Below are 22,641 nucleotides of genomic sequence, written 5' to 3'. Positions count from 1 at the left end.
CTCATCTTCAGATAAATACAGTAAAGATAACATATGCAATTGTCATCATCACTATTGAATGTTTCAATCCAGCAAGGACTTTTCCTTCACCCATTGCTCCTGCCATCAGGCCGGAACTCAGACCCTGTATCAGACAGGCATGTTTGAACAATCTCGTATACTCGTCCAAGTTAAAACTTGAAAGGAAACTTCCCTGTGTTCCCGAAGCAGCCATTTTTGCACCTGCATCTGCCATTTCTGTCAGGAATGTGGTGGATATTACATAGATCACACCTACAAAAACAAGAAAAGCGATGTAGATAATTACTATATAAATCATCATGCTCATTGAACGCTCCCGTTTCATATCCTGTTCTGATGATGCATCACGGGATGCCACGAGTAAGACCTGCCCTATATCCCCACTGGACTCATTGGCTTTGGTAATAAGGGTAAATGACCTTGCCACAACCTGCGTCCTCAGACGGTTTGCAAATCTGACAAGACTGTCATTTATGTTTACTCCCCAGGAAATATCCCTCCATACCTTTTTTATTTCCTTGCTGAGCGTATCAGTCTCCTTTCTTGACATAAGCTTTATTGAATCCTGCAAGGTCATTCCGGTCTCATTAGTACTGGCCAGTTTTTTCAACAGGTCAGGAATATTTTGTTCCAGCTTCTTCTTGCGCCTATTTTTCTTTTCATAGAATATTGTCAGAGGGACAACGGTTGCAAAGAATCCAAATACAAGATAATCATCAATAAAATCAATTATCCCGGAAGGTAATCCGCCATCATTCATATTGAGCAGGAGAGGAATTATTATTATACATGCGCCAATCGGGCCTGTTATAATCAGTGTATATTCGGGTTTTTCAAGCATTGGCTTTAAGGGATTCCTTATATATTTCTTATATTGAAGGCCCTTTTTTGATTTTATGAAACTTTCAAAATATCCGCGTTTTTTTACTTTGTCCTCAGTTTCATCTACAACTTCCCCGTTTTCATCATAAACCGGCTGAAGGTGTAGAGGCACTTCGGGAATTCCATGATCGTATGTATCAGTGGTTTTGAGTAGTTTTGGTTCCCCGAGCTCGCCAGGTGTTATTATACTGATCATAACAACAAACATGAGGGAACCGATAGGGAGTACAGCATATATGATTGCATATACCATTGATTTTGACCCGGAGCCCATTATTATCATCATCACTCCCATTATTATTATAAACAGTGGGCCGGCCACAAACGCGGTTACATATGATTCAGAAAGCAATGCCAGTGTTTCCAGGAAACCTTTCTGGTCTACCATACTTTTTTGCAAATACTGGTCAGATTTATCCTGGAAATATTTTGCAATATCCCCTCCACTATCTATAATTGTAACAAGATTGTATATCAAATCCTGAAACCTGTCTGAAGGGGTAGTGCTGGATATATTTGCCAATGCGGTTCTGATGTCATGTCCGAAATATTCCATATCCTTCACAATGGTATCGACTTCGACAGCCACTTCACCATAGGTATCTTCTGCTTTTGCAAGGGATTTGAATACATCCAGGATATTCATCCCGCCCCTTGTTAATGCATACATGAAAGTTACTGCATAGGGGAGCTGTTGATCGATATTGTTTTTCCTCTCACCAGCCTGGAATGCAGGATAAAACATGAAAAGGACATAAGTTATCCCCCCCAGCATAAGTGTCAGGAAAATAACAATAAAAAAGCCTATTATAATATCCCTGTAGGCCAGCAACCATGCAAAAGATGAATTGACCTGAATGCCGGTGAGCTGATCGGGCAATCCTATGATAGTGAAAATAAGATAAGCAAATAAAAATCCCAGCAAAGCCCCGAAAATCCCTGCAACAACAGAATAAAATATACCTGCTGATACATACATCTCATAGGATACAGGAATTCGTGCCTGTTTGAGCTGGAGCTGGAGGTTTGAATACCTGTCTCCTTTTTCCTTTATCTTCTCTCCAAGCAGGGCAAAAGGAATATTTTTAGCAAGTTCAAAAAGAATATGACCATAATCTTTTTCTGAATTGTTTGTTCCATTTAACTTTAAACGTGTTTTCAGATGTCTGGAAGAGTTTGTTATTTTTTGTTTGAACGATATCTTATTGGTTTGAGGTAGGTGGGATGCTTTATTGACAGAATCCGTAGATTCCCCGGTTGCATCAGGTTCAACTGTGGCGTCATTTTCTTCAGTTTGTGATCCATCCAAGTTTATCCCACCATTTTTCATTTATCCATTCCAAATCTGGCAAGGGTCTTTTCAGGTGTTGCCTGGTACTCTTTAATGATGGTAGCAATCTCTTTGAAATCCCGGATACCATTATCCAACATATATTCAAGTATATCTTGCCGGGTTTGAAGTTCTCGTTTTATATCTGCTTCTTTCCAGCCCCTTTGTAGCTTTATATCGTTCAATGCTTTGGATTTACCTGTATGTCTGAAGGAATCAGTAGATGAATCCCACGTAAATATATCGTTGGTTCGAATATTGCGGGTATTTGGATCTATATCGGTGATCTCCACAAGTTTCAGGTTTCTTCTGACACGTTTACCTGCTGAAAATGTCTGTGCCTGAATACTCATTATGTCAAGGGCCTGGATCATATTCCTGGGCACACTTATAGGAGGATTCTCCAGCCTGTGAATTGCCGATGACACAGAATCAGCATGCATCGTGGAAAATGTGGTGTGGCCTGTAGACATTGCCTGAAACAAAGTCAGTGCTTCTTTGCCCCTGACCTCACCTACCAGCAGGTACTCGGGTCTCTGTCTCAAAGCCGCCCTCAGCAGGTCGTACATATCAACGGCTCCCCTATCATCTGCTGTAAATGAATCCCTAGTGACTCCCGGTATCCAATTAATATGTGGCAACTTAAGTTCCCTTGTATCCTCAAGGGAAATGATTTTTGCTTTTTCAGGAATGAATAGGGAGACTGCATTCAATGACGAAGTCTTACCTGAAGCTGTGCCTCCTGCATATATTAGACTCTTATTATTTTCAATACACAACCACAGATATGCCATTCCTGCCGAAGAGAAAGTACCCCATTCAAGCAGGTCAATTGGTGTAATAGGAGTTTCACTGAATTTACGAATTGTGAAGGTACTGCCGTGAGTGGTTACAGTTGTACCCAGAGTCATCTGGATACGGGATCCATCGGGCATTGTAGCATCTATCATTGGCTCGGCTACAGATATATGTTTACCACTTTTCTGAGCAAGTTGGATTATAAAAGAATTGAGTTCATCCTCATCAAAATAAATATTGGTGGAAATATTGGTGTATTTTTTGTGGTAGAGAAAAACAGGTTTATCGTGTCCGTTACCCGATATATCTTCTATCCCATCGTCATACATCAGTGGATCAATTTTTCCCAGTCTGACAAAGTCCCGTTTCACATAATAAATTATTTTTCCCAACATTAAGGGGGTAAATTTAATAGCATAATCCTTAAGGATAATCAGTATTTTATCTTCCAGTATCTTTTCTTTATCCGCCAGCCTGTCAATATTTTCCACAAGTAAAACATCACGCAGACGATCTTTAATCTCTGTCAGGAAGATTTCTTCAAATTCGTCTAATTTTGGCTCAACTATCTGGTATAGATAATCATTGAGGAGTTCATTATAAAGTATGACAACAAAACAAAACGGCTCATCAAGCCAATATCTCTCAATTTCTTCATAATTTGCTATTCCTTCAAAATATGTAATTGGGCCATGGATAGCAGGATCATACTGTTCAATTGGTTCTATTTCTCTTTCAAGGAGATTACGTATTTTCTGGACAAAATTAATATTTTTGAAACTTGTTTTTATTTTAGTTTGCGAATCAGTCTTTTCGTCTGGTTCTTTATCTTCCTCTTCCAGTTCATCCGCCAGTAAATTTTCCGTGTCATCGGTGGCAACAGGAACTTGAGATGAGGATGCCTTTGCCATATCGTTTTCATTCAGGTCTTCTGTGTCAATGGCTTCAGTTGTTTTTTCCTGTATATTGCCAATATTTTTGTCAGTAGTTTCATTTTCTGGAGGTGGAGTGAATATATTTGGTAAATCCTCTTTAGAATCGGAAACATCTGATTCTTCACTTGATATTATTCTTTGCTCTTCATTATTTTTGTTTGCAGATGAATTTTCTCTATGTATGATTTTTTCACCTTTGAGAGGTGTGAAAATAATTTCATCCTTCTTTTCTTCAACAAATAGGGTACCCTTTTGAGGGAAATTTTCTTTTTTATGGAATGATCCGGGTTTGAAAAGTTTTGGTTCTATTAATCCCGATTCTTCTTGCTTTCCAGTGGATGAATTTTTATTGTTCTTTGAATAATCTTCCTTGGTTGAATTATCCATACCCTTTTTTACGGAATCTTCATCACTCATTTTGTCACCGGAAATTAATTGTTATTTGTGGGTATTATGGGCCTGAACGCAGTGTAGATATATACCACTAATAATATTATTATCATTATTATAGTTATGGATAATTCCTTCTCTGCCAAATCCATGAAAAACATTAAATCTTAGATGCCCATTACTTTCCAAGCATACAGACCAACTTTACGGAAGATCCCCATGCCCATTATAACACTGGATTATGAAGACCTTGAGAAACTTACAGGTACTGACAGGGATAGCATAATAGACAGGGTTCCCATGATCGGAGCAGATATCGAACGTCTTGAAGAGAAATCCATTGATATCGAATTCTTCCCTGATCGTCCCGACCTATATAGTGTCGAAGGTGTTTCCAGAGCAATGCGGGGATTTATGGATATTGAAACAGGTCCCGTAAAATATGATATTAAACATTCAGATGTTGAAATATCTCTAGACGATGATATAAAGAATATCCGTCCTGTGCTTGCTTGTGCGATTGTCCGCGGAGTCAAATTCACCGAATCCTCAATAAAAGCTCTGATGGACCTGCAGGAATCCCTGCACTGGGGGTTGGGTAGGGATCGTAAGAAAGTATCAATAGGGGTTCATGACCTTTCGAGGATCAAACCACCTTTCAGGTATATCGGTGCGGACCCATCAGTGGAATTTGTTCCCCTCGATTTCACCGAACCCATGAGCCTGGCAGATATTCTTGAAAGACATCCAAAGGGCACACGTTTTGCCCCTCTTCTTGAAGGCTATTCAAAATATCCCCTTATACTTGATGCTAAGGATCAGGTGCTTTCCTTCCCACCTATTATAAACGGAACACTAACGATGGTGGACAAAAATACCACCGACCTTTTCATAGATGTAACAGGTCTGAGTGCGGAAGTCTATACAGCCCTTAACATTGTTGTGGCTGCACTTGCTGATCGTGGAGGCAGGATTGAATCTGTTAAGATCAATTATCCCGACGGGGAATCAAAATTCACTCCTGATCTTTCACCGGAAAAACGCATTATTTCAATGGATGAAGTAAAATCCCTTATTGGTATGGACTTCACATCAGATGAAGTAGCAAGCCATTTGAGAAGAATGCGTTATGCGGCATCACCTGCAGGCACAAATGTAGTGGAGATAGAAATTCCTCCCTACAGGGCAGATATCCTGCATAATTATGATATAATTGAAGACATTGCAATTTCAGTAGGCTTTGACAATATTGAGGCAATATTCCCGTCCACTTCAACAACCGGTGAGGCACATCCCCTTTCCCTGATACAGGATAATATCAGGGAGATTATGGTTGGATTGGGATATTCTGAAGTGATGCCATTCACTCTTACCAGTGAGAAAGTGCATTTTGATAATATGAGAAGGCCACATACAGAAGATGTGACGCCTGTTATGCATCCCATCAGTGAAGATCAGACAATGATACGCACGACCCTTCTGCCCAACCAGCTGGAAATTCTTTCCCTGAACCAGCATCATGAACTGCCTCAGCGCATATTTGAGGTAGGTGAGGCTATCGTAAATTGTGCAAATAAGCTGCATCTGGCAGCTACGTCTATTCATGCACTGGCAAATTTCGAGGAAATAAGGGAAATCGTTGATTCTATGATGCTGGAGCGAAATATTCCTTATTCAGTTAGTCCATCAGAAGATCCGGCATTTATCGAAGGCCGAAAAGCAGATATTCTGGTAAATGGCACAAAGGTGGGTGTGATGGGAGAAATTCATCCGCAAGTCATACTCAATTTCGGGCTTGGACAACCGGTTGTAGGTTTTGAAATAAATCTGGATGAATAAGTAACTGGTATTCAACTACCATTTAAAACAGAACGGGCCCGCCGTGATTCGAACACGAGTCAATGGGTATCTTCGCACCTTTCCAGGTTACATCGAAGCCCATCAGGATATCCTGGCTACCCCACGGGCCCGCAGGAAGCAGCCTTATCATAGTGATAACGTTTATTAAACTTTTCTATAAGCGACATTTAAAAATGGACTCGATATTGTAAGAGAAGCGCAACCACAATAAGAAAAAGTCCAAAAATATTTTTGAAATATTTTCTGGAGAATGCTTCAAGGTTGCCCCTAGGTGTATACATGATATGGGATCCCAGCTGGCTTCCAATGAAGGCAGCTAATCCAAGTGAAATTACTGTGCTGTCTGTAAGGGATATGTTGTTGAGATGAGCCACCAGACCGGAAGCCGAAGAGACGAGAACAATCAGCGAAGATGTTGCAGCGGCCTCCCGGACTCCGTATCCGAAGGCCAGCAGAAGGGGAACTACAAAAGAACCTCCCCCGATACCCAGTAAACCGGCACATACCCCCGCTCCAAGACCGACCAGCAATCCCATGAGCAAACGTTTTTTATCTGCAGGTTTGGGCAGGATCGCATTTCTTGAACCGGGGGCCATCATAATCAAACCTACAAGGACTATGACAAAACTGAAAATTGAAATAATTGCATTTTCTGAGATCTGTGTCCCTATGTATTTCCCGATGGGTGCCCCGATAACCGAGAATACCAGAAAGGGGATTGCAGCATGGAAGTCAATTGTTTTCTTTCTCAGGTATATAAATGAGGATGAACCGGTAGTAACCACATTGAGCAAAAGGGAAAGCGGAATAGCTATTCGCAGGTCGATCCCTATCCAGTAAAAAAGAGGCACGTAGATCACCGCTCCCCCGATTCCCAGATATGCAAAAACAGAGGAAAGGAACAGAATAATTAATGCAAGGAGAAGAGGGTCCGTAAACATTTCTCATTTATCCTTTACATCTTTGTATTTTGCTTTGAAGCGGGCAATATTTTCCCGTGTCCCTACAACCGATATGACATCGTTCCTTTCAAGTACGATGTCATCCAGTTCGTCGATGTGTACCTGTTCATTTTTCATGTAACCAATAATACGACAGCCTGTAGTTTCATACAGACCAAGACTGCCCACTGTTCTGCCTTCCATCCTTTTATCCACAACATACCGTTCGATCTCGATCCCTTCATACAACATGATCTCGTCTATCGGGCAGTATTCTTCTGAATAGTAACATAAAGAGGTTATTTTTGCCAGCATCTGCCCGGCAACAATGGACAGAGACGCTACATAATCGCCTCCCGCCTTGTATATTTTATCAATGGATTCTACCGAATTTGCCCTTGCAAATATAGTTGAATCGGGGTTTAGGCCTCTGCTCACCAGAGTTGCAAAAATTACATCAGTATCATCATTTAAACAAATTATAATTGTGGAGGCATCCTCTATGCCTGCACTCTTCAGGATTTCTTCATCTGTACCGTTTCCTATAATATATTCAAAATCCTTTTTGAAAAAAAGTTCTTCCTTCGAATCTACAATTACAAAGGGGATTTTGGTCTCATCAAGTATTTCTGCAACCCTTTTACCTACATCCCCATATCCAAGAACTACTATATGGCCCCGTTGCATTCCAATCCTCTTATTTTGTGAGATCTTTCAAATCACTTAACTGTTCCATGGTGCCGGTTGCAAGCAGCACTGTATTTTCCTTGATTATTTCCCTGTCCTCAACTTTAAGGAGTAATTTGCCTTCTTATCTTAAGCCGATTATGTTAGCGCCCGTCTTTGTATGAATATCATTTTCTTTTAATGATTTGCCAATAAGGGAACTTGCAGGATAGACTGGTAATTCTACAATATTATTATCTCCCAGAAATGCAGTCGCTCCGCCAAGCCCTCTGACATAGGGGTCCAATCCTTTTTTCCCAAGGAATCGTCCGAGTACAAGTTTTGGGGAGACGACTCTTTTTGCACCTGCATATTTGAGATACTTGATATTGGCAGAATCCTCTGCAACTGATATTATATAAGTATCTGCAAGGTTTGAAGCAGTAAGTACAATACTGGCGTTTTCTTCGTCCGAGCGGTTGGCTATTAAAAAACGGGCATTTTTTATTCTGGCATTTTCCAGGGTTTTATCTTCTGTAGCCCTGCCATATATGCAGGAAAGATTTTGATCGAGAAGCCTGCGAACCACTTCTTCATCTTCCTCAATTATTACAAAACTTACATTTTGTTCCTGCAGTTCTTCTATAAGAGTTTGCATCAATTTATTATAACCACATATTATGATATGGGAAGTGATAGATTCCGGGGCTTTTGCAGGGAGGGGCATGTTCAGGGATCTTTCAAACCACGGTGTGATGACAAAAGTAATCAAAATACCAAATACCATGATTACACCACTTAATTGTACGAAGATGGCAAAAATTTTGCCGATTGGACTTGTTAATACAATGTCTCCGTAACCTACAGTAGTGGCAGTTGAGATTACCCAATATATAGCATCAACAGGATTATAATATTGCGTTTGTCCTTCATAATTTACCAGCAGAAGGAAGACGATCGTATCGATGATCACCACTCCCAGGGAAATGCCCATGTAATGGTACAGTGATCGTCTCCACATGGCCGGTAATTTCATTTTCATCCATCCTGTGTTTAGAAACCATGTACTATGTAGGGTCCGAATATCATCAGGACAAAGGACAATATGATAAATATCGTAAATGTGCCTGCTATGGTTCCTGCAAGGGTGGTTGACTTGATTTCATCTCCTGTAAACCTTTTGAGGAATGACTGGAGGTAATCCCTGAATACATGTCCTCCATCCAGCGGTACAGCAGGGAGGCAGTTGAATAAGCCTACATAGAAGTTCAGCCATCCAATCCAAAGAAGGCTGTTGGCAATCCAGAAAACTCCTACACCGAGAGGTTCACCCCACCCAACGGGTTCATAGAACTGGGCAAGGGTGCCACTAAACCCGGGGAATCCTTCTCCTGCAAATCCGATTATGGGCAGACCTAACATAATTACCCAGCCAGCTACGCCTGTGAGCATGGAAGGCAGGCCTTTGAGCATATCCAGATATTCATGGGCGGGGTACTCGCCGATCGAAAGTCCTACCGGTATATTTTTTACTCCATCTGTGCCATAATAAACTCCCAAAAACCCTTTTTCGGAAGTGCCATCAGGATGTTGCCCCAGTGTCAAAGTGTATATTTTATTTTCCCCCTCAGTTGTCTTAACCTCTATTTCCACTTCCTGGCCGGCAGTTGTGGTATTCATGAAATTGACAAATTCTTTAGGGGTTTGGGTAGTAACATTATTGATGGATAGTAAAAACATCCCTTTTTCAAGGTTACTTCTTTCTGCAGGTGAACCATCTACAATATCATTGATATATATTCCAAAATCTCCGGTATCCTGCTTGTCGGTTACTTTCAGTTCATACTCTCTTACCTTTCGGTCTTTGGCTGCTTTCAGGGTGACCGTAGATCCGATTTCTGTTTTGTTCAAATAGGCTACAACGTCACTGGCATAACGTATTTCCTGATCATCGATGCCGGTAATTACCATTCCCTTTTCAATACCTGCCATGTCAGCTACAGAGTCTTCTTTAACATCCACGACCATTGTGTCGCTCATAGGAGCTACAGCTCCCAATACAGGTCCGAAAAAGAGAACAAAAGCAATCAGGGCCACTGCAAAATTGGACATCACTCCAGCGGCCAGGATGCGTGCACGCTGGTTTCTGGTGGCTTTTTTCTCATTTATTACAGGACTTCCAAATTCGTCTTTCCCTTCCCCGAAAAGTTGTTCCTCATCGGGTTCAGCAAATCCTCCTATGGGCACCAGGGCAACAAGTATTCCCATGGATTTTACCCTGATATCTTCTACCCTGGCAAGAATGGCATGGGCAAATTCATGAACTACCAGTGTTACTATCAGGGCAATGATACCCCATGTAAGGGGGATAAATTCGTTGACACCGGGAATCAGGAATACATTGCGGGCCTCATTGAATTTCCCGGGTTGAGGCATTGCATTCTCTGTAAGGGAAGCAATAAGCGCGATATCTGAAAGAATGACAATAAAAAGCATGGCAAACATGCCTATGAACATCAGCACAATGCCGGTATTTGCAAATACTCTCCAGTAACGGCGGGGTTTTGCAAGTTTGTCCAGAAGAGCCAGCCCCCTGACAGTTCTGATCATGAGTATGGGGCCGTATGCCGATATATTGTACTTTTCCAGTACTCCCTTTTTGTTAAGATAGGCTACTGCGGCCCAATATACTAAAAATATCGCCAATATGATGTTAGTGGTTACCAATTGAATTCTCCGAAGGATTGATGCCAGTGATGATTAGATGGTTGAATTAATATCTTTTTATATTAAAATCAACTGGGCAGGGGATAGTGTTGCCTGCTATAGAATAAATTATATATCGTCGGGATAGACGCCAAATTGCTGGGTGAAATTGAGCTGGTCTACCTCTTCCCAGTCCTCGGCAATCTTTTCACCTTTTACCCTGCTTATGGTTATGCCAGTAAAACTAATTTTGCGGTTTGTAGGAAACACACCCTGAAATGTTCTTTTATGGGTGCCTTCTGCTTTCCAGCGTGTAACAACTTTATCCTCTTCGGCGATCATGTCTTCTATTTCAAAATGAAGGTCTGGAAGGGCATGGTGTATGGCACCCATGAATTCCTTGAGATTTTCCCGGTCCAGTATTTCTCCGCCATAATGCATCAGATAATCTTCAGTGCAATGTTTATCCACCATAACAGGACTCCATCCTTCTCTGGCGACTTTCAGCACGATTTCTTTGTTTTTATCAATAGAGCCACAAATTTGCTCATCGTTAGTCTCATTGTTTCCCATTGCTAATAGTAGACAGAGTTTATATTTAAAAAGTTTATTTCACGAAAATTGCATAATTATCCGGCAGTATCAGTATATATCAGGTACAATTGGTTCTGACCTGTAGTTCTGGGATATATATATTCTATATACTCTGTATATTATATTGTAGAAGTATAAGCACAACAGAGGATTGATTATAACTTCTGGCAGATTAAGGCGGAGGTATCTGGGCTTAGAAACAAAAAAGTCCCGAATTGTATGGTTTGCACCTGTTCTACAATATCTCTGCCTTCTTCTATATTTCTGAAATTCATTTGTATTTATTGAAACCTTGGACCATCTACATCTGCATTATTATTGTAGCCACGCCTTTCCCAGAATCCTTCATAATTCTCATCGTCTGTCACCTCTATCGCGGTGATCCATTTAGCCCATTTGTAACCATATTTTCCCTCTGCTACAAGTTGCAGGGGGAAGCCCCTTTCTTGGGGGAGGGTGACGTTATTAAGTTTGTAGGCAACAATAATATTGTTATCAATCAGGTAATCCAGCGGAAGGGATGTAGAATAACCGTCCTTTGAATAGAAAATAACCGTGTTAGCCCCTTTTCTGACTCCGGCTTCTTCCAGAAGGATATCCACCGGTACACCTGTCCACAGTGCTGTAAAGCGCCATCCTTCTACACAATCAAGCGGTATTACCCTGGAAACGGCCCGGGAGGAGGTGAGCTGTTCATAACTTATAAGTGTAGTTTCATTTACCATCCCGCTGATTTTGAGTGTGTAGGTCTCTCTATCAATATACTGGGTTCCCTTGATACCATTGTTGCGCTGCTCTTCAATCGGTGTAAGTTCAACACCGTCATATTCCAGTGTCTCTGTCTCATTATCCTGCACACCGCTACCTTCTGTTTCCTGCGGTGTGTTGGAAATGCATCCTGATGAAAACACTAGAATGATAAGGAAAAGATATATTGGATATCTCATGAAATAACCTCTGTATATGGAACTTGGAACTGATTACAAAAATAGGTTTTGTATGATGTATTGAGGTGTTCCTGCTTGCAATAAAAAAATGAGAAAATGGCCAGTATAGTTGTCAGTGCTGTCCCAATTATGTTTTTCCTGCGATAGATTTATAAAAAATCGTGTTATTTAGATGTTGCATATTCTGGTTGCAGTACCCAAACAGAATCTGCAATAAAAAATGTGCGAGAGTAGCCAAGCGGCCAACGGCGATGGACTCAAGATCCATTCTCGTAGGAGTTCGTGGGTTCGAATCCCCCCTCTCGCACCAACCAATCGGGTTATAGGTAGAATTGAAAAATGCAACCTTAGATAAAAAATTATTAAGTATTTTTTATAAAGCAAGTATCAATTTTTTTCTAATCATAATTAAATGAATGAACAAATTACAATGTATAAAAAAATTGAAAATGGAAGAGATATCTCACTTCTTCAATTAATCCCTTTCTCTTCTCAAAACAAGTACAATTGGAAATCCCATCATCACGATAACAAAGAAAGAATTTGATGTAGGGGCATCGAACTTTGGATGTAACCGAATACATCTGATTTTGTCCACCAATTAATACCAATGCATGGGCAACTTACAATGTTGGAACTTGGTGTTTTTTTAAATGTTTCAAAAAACCAAATAATGAAGGATTCATCTTCTCATTCATTCCTTCTTGTTAATAGAGTTGCTATCATCAGTACCTCAGATGTTAACAAAGATCCAAATCCAGACGTTTCATTTGATTTAGAATCTTTATTATTATCGTTTTTTTTCCTTCATTACTAAATTAAAGGGTTTCTAAAGAAACATAAAAATGCATACGTTTAATATAAAAGATAAACATGCGTATTGTAGAATATATTTGAAATGTGATTTTCCGATATAATAGTGAGAGTCGGACCCATGTTTATTCCTGACAAACCAATAGAAACAGAAAAAGAGGACTTTTTGAACCGAAAAGGATTTTCACAACATTTAGCTGAATCTCTTTTAAGTTGGAAGGAAAAAGAAAGTCTTATTGTTGCGGTCCATGGAGAATGGGGGTCTGGTAAGTCCTCTGCAATTAAACTTGCTTTAAGGCACATTAAGAATAAAAATTTAAAGGATATACCTACTGTAATTGAATTTAATCCTTGGAATTTTTCAGAGCAAAAGAACTTGAGTGAGCATTTTTTCAATGAAGTTGCAAAAGAAATTAAAATAAGAGGGGAAAGCAATGACAAAAAGATTGCTGAGAAACTCACGTATTATTCAAGTTTGCTTAGTCTGGTACCAGATGAAAAAACAGTTTCGGGATATGCTTTTAGTCTAATAATAGGTATAAGTTTAGTAGGTATTTCTACAAATGAAATAACTGGTTGGATTAATATTGCTGATATGTATGTGAAATATTCAGTACTTGGTTTAAGTGCTGTACTTGTAGTTGCTGGAATATTTAAAAATTATTTAGCAAAATTAGCTGATATTTTAAATAAAAAAAATGCATATAATAAAAAGTCAATATTAGAAGTAAAAACGGAAATCAAAAACGAGTTGCTAAAAAGACAAAAAAAATTAATTATTGTAATTGATGATATTGATCGATTAAATCAATCTGAAATAAAGCAAATATTTAGATTAATTCGAATTAATGCAGATTTTCCAAATATTATTTATCTTTTAGCATTTGATCGAAAAATTATTGAAAAAAATTTAGAGGTGCAAGCAGGAGTATCGGGTAAAGACTACTTAAACAAAATAGTACAGGTTGATTTCGATATTCCTTTTGCAAAGCCTAATACTACTTCAAAGTATTTCTTTGAAGAATTAAATCAAGTACTTGGTTCATTACCTGAATCTGCACAGAGATTCTATAATCAAGGTGATTCATATTGGGCCAATGTTTACAACTCTGGATTTAAATATTATTTTAAAAATATAAGAGATGTTAAAAGGTTTATGAGTAGTTTAAAATTTAACATATCACAAATGTACAATGATGAAATAATGGAAGTAAATCCCATAGATTTCACTGCAATAGAAGCTATAAGAGTATTTGATCCTGATTTTTATAACTTCATGAAAAGTCAAAACTCTCTTTTCACTTCAACAGATATGTTTAACTCTTCTAACATAAATGATAGGATTGCTAAAATCGAAAATCAGGACTATGATTTAGCAAAAGATGTGAGAGAACATACTATACAACTTGTAAAAACATTATTCCCACAGATTAATACAAATCATAGTTCTGATTTTCAAGCCTCTTGGAGTAGAGACCTTAGAGTGTGTGCTACATCTAATTTTGATAGCTATTTTTCACTAATTCCTGGTGGAGGCGAGGAAGAAATAAGCCAATATGAAATGGAAAACATTTTGACCAAAACAAATTCAGTTGAAGCATTTGAATCAATTCTTCGAGAATATATAGAGAAAAATAAAATACGAAAAGTATTACAAAAAATGCAGGATTATACATCTGAGGAAAAGTACATTCCACAAGAGAAAGTTCAAAATATTGTTCTAGCACTATTCAACATCTCTGATGACTTACCAAAAGAAAAGGCTGGCATGTTTGATTATGGAGCTGATATGGACATGATGAGAATCCTCCATCAGATATTCGAACGCAATGGAGAATCTATGGAAATTTATAAAATTCTAAAAAATACTATTCCACTGTCTAAAGGGCTGTATGGACCCGTTCAAGAAGTATCACTCCAAACTCCTAACGAAGATAGGGATGATGACCCAAAAGACACCTTTATTGCGCCTGACAAAGTTGAGGAATTGCAGAAACTGTGTTTGGAAAAAATTATTGGTTGCAAAAATAAATTGTTGGATTCTGACGAATTTATCTATATAATTTATAGGTGGCGTGACTGGGACAAAGAGAAAAGATGGGAACAATTTATTGATGATATCTTAGCGGATGACGGAAAGTTAGTTTTGTTCTTAAGCAAATTTATTACTGAATCAATGAGTTATACGTTTGGAGATTACACATCCAAAAGAATTAAAAAATTAAATTACCAAAATCTGAATGATTTCGTGGAACTAGAATCTATAATATCTAGATTGATAAAAATAAAAAATGAAAATGATAAGTTGTACACGGCTAACAAACAGACTATTGATTTCTATCTAGCTAACTACGATAAAAAAGATAATCAAAATTTTTAATACATGCCCGATTTTCTCCCACTCAACCCATTCCTGGAAAGTATTTCGACAACAGTATGAGTATTACTTGAGCGTACTCAAAAATGAGTATTGGATTTGAAAATCTCAAGCCTAGAAAGGATTTGAGCCTGCGAGCATCGGTGCGCCGTCCGCATCATACGTGTGGTAGTAACAAGGACGGGTACCATCTAAATCCCACTATCCTGCGAACTCATTTGAATAAAGCAAAATAGTTCAATTCCTATTATTTTCATTACAGGTATTTCAGATAAAGAGACTTTCAGACGAGCTTACAAATTAAAACCTGCTGGCTTGATAACAAAACCTTACTCCAGCAGACACTTATTTAAAGAATAGAACTTGCTTTGTCCAAAGACGGCTCTTTTTCAAATGATGCTCAATATACAAATTTCAATACTTTTGCTAAACCAGATAGCCAGATGAATATTTTCGAGGTCTAAATGGAACAAAAAAAAACAGTTATGATGTCTTTGAATCTTTGCATCATATCTGTTTTTACCAAATGTTATCTTAGTTTGTACACACATGTTGTATTTACCATTCAGTACTTCATTGCGTAAATCCCCCATCCCTTACAATCTTCTCAATATTACTATTCAATGTATCCAGTTTCCGTGATACTTCGTCAACAACCTCTTCCTGCTTGGCAATCAGCAGAGCATTCTTCTCTTCAAGTTCACTTATCCTGTTTGTAATTGAATCAAGTTTCATGTCTGACCTTTTCACAGATTCATCATGCAAACCCTTAATCTCAGCTACAAGTTCACCATAAACCTGCTTGACAATATTTTCGATTTCGTAATTTTGTACCTTCCTGTCAGTATCACTTGTGCGATGCCCATCCTTAATGATGGCTTCCTTCAACTGATCAAGATTCTCTGATAGACTTGATAGTAATTCCTCTCCAATACTGTCATTAATCTCTTCCATTTCCGTTATAATATCATTCTTCAACTCCTCTAAAATGTCAATTGCAGGAATGTCACCATCCATTTCAACAACACTATACGAGCCACAGGCAGAACACCTGGGTTTTTTCGTCTGAATATTCGATTTGAATTGATGTTTACAAGTTGAACAAACCAAGTTTTTGAATTGTTCCATAGTACAACCTCTCTTATTTTTTGTTTATTTGCTAAGTATATCTCAGAATATTATAGAATTAAGTAGGAATGTATGGGAATTTCCGGGAATATTAAAGGAATATTTCTGGAATTTAGAGAATATTATCGAATAATATGGATTTGTAATCTTATTGGTTACATTCCACATATTCCCACCTTCCAGTTAACGTAGAACACGTCTGGCCAGGAGTCGTTTTACTGCAGGCGTATTCAGGTTCAGTTTCCCCTTCTTTATTCGATCCTTTATGCGTTTGAAATTCCCTCGATCCACTCCACAGCTTTCAGCCTGTGTCTGAGGAATCGATAAAATTTCCTCCTCTACAGCAGCCGTTTCAAGAAATATCTGTGCTGGTTCCACGTTCAATGGCTGATCAACGATATTGTTCGCTTCCTTACCGATACATAAAACTCCGTCTGAATGAACGTGTTTCCTTTCCAGAACCCCCTCATTACCATCCAGTTTACTTTCCGGATGCTCGATGTACTGCAGAATGATTTTGCTCAGTGGCTTGAAATACTCCAACCCCTGCTTTTCCTCGCCGGTTTCATAATCTATGAAGGGTTCATGAACTACCTTCTGTGAATCCATTGAGAACGGAGATAATGGTTTAACAGGTTTGCCTTTATCCTGCTGCATGTGGAATCCAACAGTGAAAAAATTGAATGGTTTGATCTGTTTTTCCCACGGTTTCTCCTCATTAAGATTTTTGAAACGCTTCAGTATATTCGAAGTACTCACCGTTAGTTTGGAGATAGCATACAGGTTTCCGTATTTAGCTTCAATATCCTCCACTGAAATCTGGTTGTAATGCAACTTGAGGATATCCAGCCAGATCTCGCTGTGCCAATCCACAACCGAATTCGGGAATGGATTACTCAGATGCCCGAGACCGTGCAATTTGTAGGACCTTTCACCCTCCATGAACTTGATATTTCCATTGTCATAATTGTAGAGGGCATATCTCTTGGAAGAAATCCCATAGAACCACATATCCTCTTTTTCAGGTTTCAATAATGGAATATCCAGAGCATAAGGATTCAATGGCTGGAAATAGTCTATAATCTCCTGAGCATATTCAGGCGGAACAAAGATAGAATCCGTATCCATATAGGCGTGTGTACCACCAAGTTCTTTGAGTTTGGTTTCGGCCATTGCCAGGAAAAGTCTGGACCCTGCTGTAATCATGGACCCAAGTAAAGGATGGAAATACTTGCCCGGTTTCTCATACCTGTTTTTCTCGGTACTGAAATTGTCAAGACCGTAGACCCTAAAATAACTATTCCATTCCTCCGGGTTTAATTCAATGAATATCCCATAACTCAATGAATTCACAAGGATCTTGATGGCCTGTGCCCTGCTTTTCAGACGGATATAGTCAGGATCATCCATCTCACTTCCTGCTAACTCTACCTTTATTTTCTGCCTCTCTTCAACCAGTAATTGTACTAGGTTATCTTTTGCAGGATCGATAGTCATACCAAGTATCTTTGATTTCCTCAATTCATCCTGCGTACCTTTTGGAATGAACCGCACTGCCTGAATAATCTCAGGTATTTTGCCGGTCAGTAGATATGAACTGATCACATCAGGCAGGGCAAACCACATCCCGGACTCAATCGATAGATGGTTGATACCCACATTGAAAATCCCGTAATCTCCTTTATAATTCATCCTGACTGGTAACACGTCTTCCTCAGGCCGAATCTTTACCATGACCACAAAATCCTTCCAGTTATCCGTGTTTTGCAGGTAAGTCAGACTCAGTTTCCCGAATAGTGTTTTAATTTCTTCAGTTACATCTTCATGCTCAAGACGGTCGGCTATTATGAAATCCCACAAACCCATCTCCATGGTCACAGTTGGGTACATACTTGTAAAATCGAGGACTGTAACCTTGGTTGGTGTTTTCCTGATCTTGCATTCACACCTGCCACCAAAATATGAGGTCATTATATTGCCTATGATCTCGGCCGGGAAATTGGATTTATGTTTCCTGAATGGCTCAATTCCTAACTGTTGCAGAGCATGTTTACCAATTGATGCTGCACTATAGATCCGGGTGGGGGGAATGGTAATCTGGTACTCCCTCAATTCTTTCATTAATTTCTCATACACCTGATAGGTGACACGTACATCGGTGATCAGATAATCAATGTAGTCCTGGGTAACAGTCCCATGCTCTATACCTTCTTTTTTCCGTACCTCTGTATTGAGCATCTCTCCAGCCCTCGCCAGAGACAAATGTTTTGATTCGAGGAGTACCTGTCCCAAACACTGTACATCTAAAAAATGTCCATCAAAACGTTCCTTCCCCTGATTATTTTTTGTACTACCCAACTTAAAATTATTGGAATCATTAAGCCTGCGCACTATAATTGTGGGGTCGTCACGTTTCTTTGATAATGTAAGTGTGAATCCACCATTGTTCTGATTCCTGGAATTTCCTGAATAGGTTGCCAACCTGCTCAGGTCAAACCCCAGATTGAATCCGACACAGAGTGTCTTGAGCACATATATTTCTCTGTAGAAGACTTTATCCACGAATTCCTTGAGACTATATACTTCAATGGAGTGCTTCGATACGTACTCCTAAACTTGCTTACATTCCCTTTCAGAAAGCATTGCAGGGTTGTAAAATAGACCATCATGCTGAATACATCCACGCTGGTATATCCGGAAATACCCTATCTTCAGGTTCTGGTACTGATCGATAGTCGTTTCAGTATCAAAAACAAGTACTCGGGAATGTATCAAAGGAGGTCCTAGTCTATAAGGAAAGGTTTTGGAAGACTCATTTGACTTCCAGGTAAACCCTCTCAATGCGACTTTAGTCATTTCCTCCTCCATGCAGTGTATCGTATTCAATTAACCAATGACCAAGATCTACCTGTTTTCCACCCATCACTTTTAAGAAAGACCCCTGTGAAATTAGTTGCATGCCTTTTCTTTTTAGCAATGTTGCCTTACTGGACCTGTCTTTGGGTTTGATTTTATTCTGCTCGGCAGTAATTTTGGCATGACAGTTATGGCAAAGTGGTATTATATAGTCCGAGTTTGCTCTGCCATCCAAATGATGCCACTCAAAAGTCTTGATTACCGCCGGATCATCTTCTCCACAGCCATAGCAGCAAAGAGAAAAATTCCCGTCACGCGCCATCTTCTTAGTTATTCGTTCATATGTTTCTTTATCCATGATTTTCCCCTGAGAATTTGTTTATTTTGCATATATCTCAAAAAATTCAGGCTCTTCAATAGAAAACTCGAGTTCATATAGCGTTTCGAGATCCGTTTCCAGTCTGTGAGAATTACCCGAAGCATCAATGATGGTGAAATCCTCGAACGGTGCAAGACCGGAAGGATCTCCGGATTTCAGAGCTTTCTGTACCGCAGCAAAATATTTCCCAATCATAGACCGGTCTTCTGAACTCGCAGTGACTATCGTGGCAATGCCTCTGTCCTTCTCGTAAACTGTCATTTTTGCTTCAATGGAATCAGTGGGTGCAACTCTCCATCTTTTGTTTTCCTTGAAGAGCGCCTCCCCCAGATGCATTTCAGGAAGTTGTTTACTGATGCCCAGCTCTTTGGCTGTCGAGGTCAATGATTCTCCCTGGCGCATAGCTCTGAGTACCTGAAAGGCCAGGATACGATCACGCTTGTCCTGTGATTCCAGGTCATTCCAGGGCGTCTCAGCCACGCTATAATCCTGCACATTTAGCTCACGCAATTCCTTCAATGTTAATTCAGGGAACTTCTCGTGTAGCCACATGATCCCTTTCGCATATTCGGACTTGCGAGGTTTTGCAGCACCAAGCCAGTCTTCATAACTCTCGTATTTCTGGAAAACCGCGTACTTATCGCTCCTTTAGTTTGATTAAGGCTGTTCTGAGGACTTCTGCCTGAGAGCAGCCAAATTTATTCGACATCTGTATTTTCTACAAATAAAATCACCAATAACCACTATGCACCGTTAGGTTTATCAGAGGATGTATTCTAACATTTAATGCAGAAAATGAAGCAAAATACTCTAAACCAAAAAGCAAACTCTACTAAAAAGAAAGCAAACATTGAAGCAGAAATAATCGATCTTCTCTCAAAGGAAGAGTACTTTAGAAGATCACGATTGATAAACCATTTCAAGGCTAAAGGTTACAGTAAGTCTAAGATTGAAAGAGCACTAGTTACATTGAAAGAATCTAAAAAAATTTCAAAAGGCAAGGGGCTTGAAGACTTCAAGAAATACGGTATAGACGAAACAGCTGAAAATGCTTCATATTTTTTACTCAAAAAAACCACGGTTTTAAAAAAGCATATTGAGGAAGTTACTTCACTCTTAAAATCGAATGATTCTCAGGATAGAAAGGATGCTATTAGTGAACTTTCTTTGTATAAATCCAAATACAACATAAATAAGGTTGAATTAAAAGCGATAATAGATGCGTTCACTGACGAATCGAATAAAACTGAAGAATTGGATAAGAATTCGATAGGTGTTTTGGTAAATATAGTTTCTAATTGTATTTTAGCAGATGGAATTGAACCCGATAGAGAAACTAGACTAGTTGAATGGTTGAAAAGATTATTAGAAGATTATCATCAGAAATATAAAAGTGAATCTTTAAGAAGAAATATTCTTCATCTCCTAGGAAATTATAAAGAAAGTGTGGTAATAGATCAGCTTTAGTGGGATGCCGAAAACCTAGATGATTTGTCAAATGTAAAAGACGATTATATGCATTCATGTCAAAATATATTGATAGAAGAGAATACAGATTAGCTCTATAAACTAGAAAGAAAAATCCGAAATGAATACAATAATCCAAAATCTGCAAAAATCATAAAGGAAATCAGGTACAGAATCGACAATTAATGATGGAGTACACTAAATGAAACTGCTACTTCTCAATGGTCATGGCATTGATATGCGGATAAGTGGGGCTAAACTACACATTAAAGAGGGTAGATTCTCAACCACAGAAGAACCTCAGGAATATGTATTTTCTCCAAAAAGGATGGATATTGACAATATTGTTGTGTATGGTAAAAGTGGCAATCTTACACTTGAAGCAATCCGATGGTTGATTAAGCATAATGTCCAGATATCAATACTCAACTGGGATGGAAAATTGTTGACCACCATGCTTCCTCCTGAAAGTACCAATGTCAAGACCAAGTTTGCTCAGTATCATGCTTTTGAAGATGAGCAAACCAGAGTAAAACTTGCCAAAAAATTCATTGAGGCCAAGTTTGATAAATCAATTGTAGTGCTTGATTTTTTGAAACAACGCTATCCTGATATTGAGTTTGATTTCTCTGATGATGTTGAAAAACTAAACAAAACAGGGACGATAAGGGGTCTTATGGGAGTTGAGGGTGGAGTTGCCTGGAAATACTGGAATGAATTTGCAAAAGCCATACCAGCAGAGTATGATTTCTGTGCCAGATTGGACCAATACAGAAGACCGATTGCTGCAGGGGATAAGGTCAACGTGATGCTCAACTATGGATATGCTCTGCTTGAGGCTGAATGTCTGAGGGCCATAAACTCAGTTGGCTTAGATCCACATGTTGGGTTTTTGCATGAAATGAATTCGAGCAAAAACAGTCTTGCTTATGATTTGCAGGAACCATTCAGGTTTATTGTTGATCTGGCCGTATTCTCACTGGTTGAGAAAGGAGCAATGGATAAACAGGATTTCATCCGGACAGAAACTTATGCGCTAAGGCTTAAGCCTACAGGGGCCAGGAAGGTTACTGAGGAAGTTAATCAATGGCTGAATAAACGTGCCAAATACAGGAATAAACAACATACATGGAGTGCTATATTGCTCCTGAAGACAAGAGAACTGGCTCAATACCTTGTTGGCAAACGCAAAATGGTTGATTTCATGTCTCCTGCCTATGAAATTGAAAGACAGGACAATATGGAAATCAGACAGTTGATTCTTGATATTTCTTATGTTGAGTGGAAGAAAATGGGTTTTTCTAAGGGTACTTTGCACTACATGAAACAGAATGCTAAATCTGGGAAACCGTTTACTTTGAATGCTCATGTTAGGGAGAGATTGGAAGAATGGAAACAGAGAGTTTCTGCCATTAGGTAACGTAATAACAGTCTAAAATGAAATAAGTTATACCTTACTTCATTTATTATCTCCTTACAGTTTATTTATTAATTATCATTTGGTTTATTGACAAACATGACATACTATCAAATACCTATTCAATAATATTG

Annotated in this window: 16 protein-coding genes and 2 tRNA genes; 5 read left to right on the top strand and 13 right to left on the bottom strand. The window is 39.0% G+C overall.

The window, feature by feature from the left end; genetic code table 11:
- Positions 1-7: 7 nt before the first annotated feature.
- Both MMAH_RS06605 and MMAH_RS06600 read right to left on the bottom strand, forming a co-directional pair.
- Positions 8-2,212: a type II secretion system F family protein gene (locus MMAH_RS06605; RefSeq protein WP_245526205.1), complete on the bottom strand. Its 2,205-nt coding sequence runs from the start codon at positions 2,210-2,212 to the stop codon at positions 8-10.
- A 17-nt stretch (positions 2,213-2,229) separates the two neighbouring features.
- On the bottom strand, positions 2,230-4,383 hold the full coding sequence (locus MMAH_RS06600) for a type II/IV secretion system ATPase subunit (protein ID WP_013037768.1): 2,154 nt from the start codon (positions 4,381-4,383) through the stop codon (positions 2,230-2,232).
- Positions 4,384-4,575: 192 nt separating this feature from the next.
- On the opposite strand from MMAH_RS06600, the gene pheT reads away from it, so the two are divergent.
- Complete coding sequence (gene pheT, locus MMAH_RS06595) at positions 4,576-6,195, top strand: phenylalanine--tRNA ligase subunit beta (RefSeq protein WP_013037767.1); 1,620 nt, start codon at positions 4,576-4,578, stop codon at positions 6,193-6,195.
- Between the two features lie 33 nt (positions 6,196-6,228).
- Here the strand turns inward: pheT and MMAH_RS06590 are convergent.
- The 7 genes from MMAH_RS06590 to MMAH_RS06560 all read right to left on the bottom strand — a co-directional run bounded on the left by MMAH_RS06590 (position 6,229) and on the right by MMAH_RS06560 (position 12,070).
- Positions 6,229-6,326 (bottom strand) — tRNA-Arg (locus tag MMAH_RS06590).
- A 57-nt stretch (positions 6,327-6,383) separates the two neighbouring features.
- Positions 6,384-7,157, bottom strand: a complete 774-nt coding sequence (locus tag MMAH_RS06585) for a sulfite exporter TauE/SafE family protein (RefSeq protein ID WP_013037766.1) — start codon at positions 7,155-7,157, stop codon at positions 6,384-6,386.
- A gap of 3 nt (positions 7,158-7,160) precedes the next feature.
- Positions 7,161-7,844 carry a potassium channel family protein gene (locus tag MMAH_RS06580; RefSeq protein ID WP_013037765.1) on the bottom strand — a complete coding sequence of 228 codons (684 nt, stop codon included), beginning with the start codon at positions 7,842-7,844 and terminating at the stop codon, positions 7,161-7,163.
- Between the two features lie 124 nt (positions 7,845-7,968).
- Positions 7,969-8,859 carry a potassium channel family protein gene (locus MMAH_RS06575; RefSeq protein WP_013037764.1) on the bottom strand — a complete coding sequence of 297 codons (891 nt, stop codon included), beginning with the start codon at positions 8,857-8,859 and terminating at the stop codon, positions 7,969-7,971.
- Positions 8,860-8,876: 17 nt separating this feature from the next.
- Positions 8,877-10,550 carry a site-2 protease family protein gene (locus MMAH_RS06570; protein WP_013037763.1) on the bottom strand — a complete coding sequence of 558 codons (1,674 nt, stop codon included), beginning with the start codon at positions 10,548-10,550 and terminating at the stop codon, positions 8,877-8,879.
- 108 nt (positions 10,551-10,658) lie between these two features.
- The gene (locus tag MMAH_RS06565; RefSeq protein ID WP_013037762.1) at positions 10,659-11,102 is read right to left on the bottom strand and encodes an ester cyclase; all 444 of its coding nucleotides are present in this window, start codon (positions 11,100-11,102) and stop codon (positions 10,659-10,661) included.
- Positions 11,103-11,404: 302 nt separating this feature from the next.
- A complete protein-coding gene (locus MMAH_RS06560) occupies positions 11,405-12,070 on the bottom strand; it encodes a molybdopterin-dependent oxidoreductase (protein ID WP_013037761.1) in 666 nt (221 codons plus the stop codon).
- A 224-nt stretch (positions 12,071-12,294) separates the two neighbouring features.
- Here MMAH_RS06560 and MMAH_RS06555 point away from each other — a divergent pair.
- Both MMAH_RS06555 and MMAH_RS06550 read left to right on the top strand, forming a co-directional pair.
- Positions 12,295-12,380, top strand: a tRNA-Leu gene (locus MMAH_RS06555).
- Between the two features lie 624 nt (positions 12,381-13,004).
- Positions 13,005-15,263 (top strand): KAP family P-loop NTPase fold protein, encoded by a 2,259-nt coding sequence (locus tag MMAH_RS06550; RefSeq protein WP_013037760.1) that lies wholly within the window; start codon positions 13,005-13,007, stop codon positions 15,261-15,263.
- 570 nt (positions 15,264-15,833) lie between these two features.
- Here MMAH_RS06550 and MMAH_RS06545 read toward each other — a convergent pair.
- From MMAH_RS06545 to MMAH_RS06530, 4 genes are all read right to left on the bottom strand, one after another.
- On the bottom strand, positions 15,834-16,388 hold the full coding sequence (locus MMAH_RS06545; RefSeq protein ID WP_013037759.1) for a hypothetical protein: 555 nt from the start codon (positions 16,386-16,388) through the stop codon (positions 15,834-15,836).
- A 183-nt stretch (positions 16,389-16,571) separates the two neighbouring features.
- Positions 16,572-18,920, bottom strand: a complete 2,349-nt coding sequence (locus MMAH_RS06540; RefSeq protein WP_245526204.1) for a DNA polymerase — start codon at positions 18,918-18,920, stop codon at positions 16,572-16,574.
- Between the two features lie 316 nt (positions 18,921-19,236).
- On the bottom strand, positions 19,237-19,602 hold the full coding sequence (locus MMAH_RS06535; protein ID WP_013037758.1) for a hypothetical protein: 366 nt from the start codon (positions 19,600-19,602) through the stop codon (positions 19,237-19,239).
- A gap of 21 nt (positions 19,603-19,623) precedes the next feature.
- Positions 19,624-20,175, bottom strand: a complete 552-nt coding sequence (locus MMAH_RS06530; protein WP_013037757.1) for a hypothetical protein — start codon at positions 20,173-20,175, stop codon at positions 19,624-19,626.
- Between the two features lie 243 nt (positions 20,176-20,418).
- On the opposite strand from MMAH_RS06530, the gene MMAH_RS06525 reads away from it, so the two are divergent.
- The gene (locus MMAH_RS06525; protein ID WP_157198707.1) at positions 20,419-21,090 is read left to right on the top strand and encodes a hypothetical protein; all 672 of its coding nucleotides are present in this window, start codon (positions 20,419-20,421) and stop codon (positions 21,088-21,090) included.
- A gap of 202 nt (positions 21,091-21,292) precedes the next feature.
- Entirely contained in the window at positions 21,293-22,510 is a 1,218-nt protein-coding gene (gene cas1 / locus MMAH_RS06520) for a CRISPR-associated endonuclease Cas1 (RefSeq protein WP_013037755.1), read from the top strand.
- The last annotated feature ends 131 nt before the right edge of the window (positions 22,511-22,641 follow it).

This window comes from Methanohalophilus mahii DSM 5219 (assembly GCF_000025865.1).
Lineage (GTDB): Archaea > Halobacteriota > Methanosarcinia > Methanosarcinales > Methanosarcinaceae > Methanohalophilus > Methanohalophilus mahii.
This window is presented reverse-complemented; position numbering and strand designations above follow the sequence as displayed.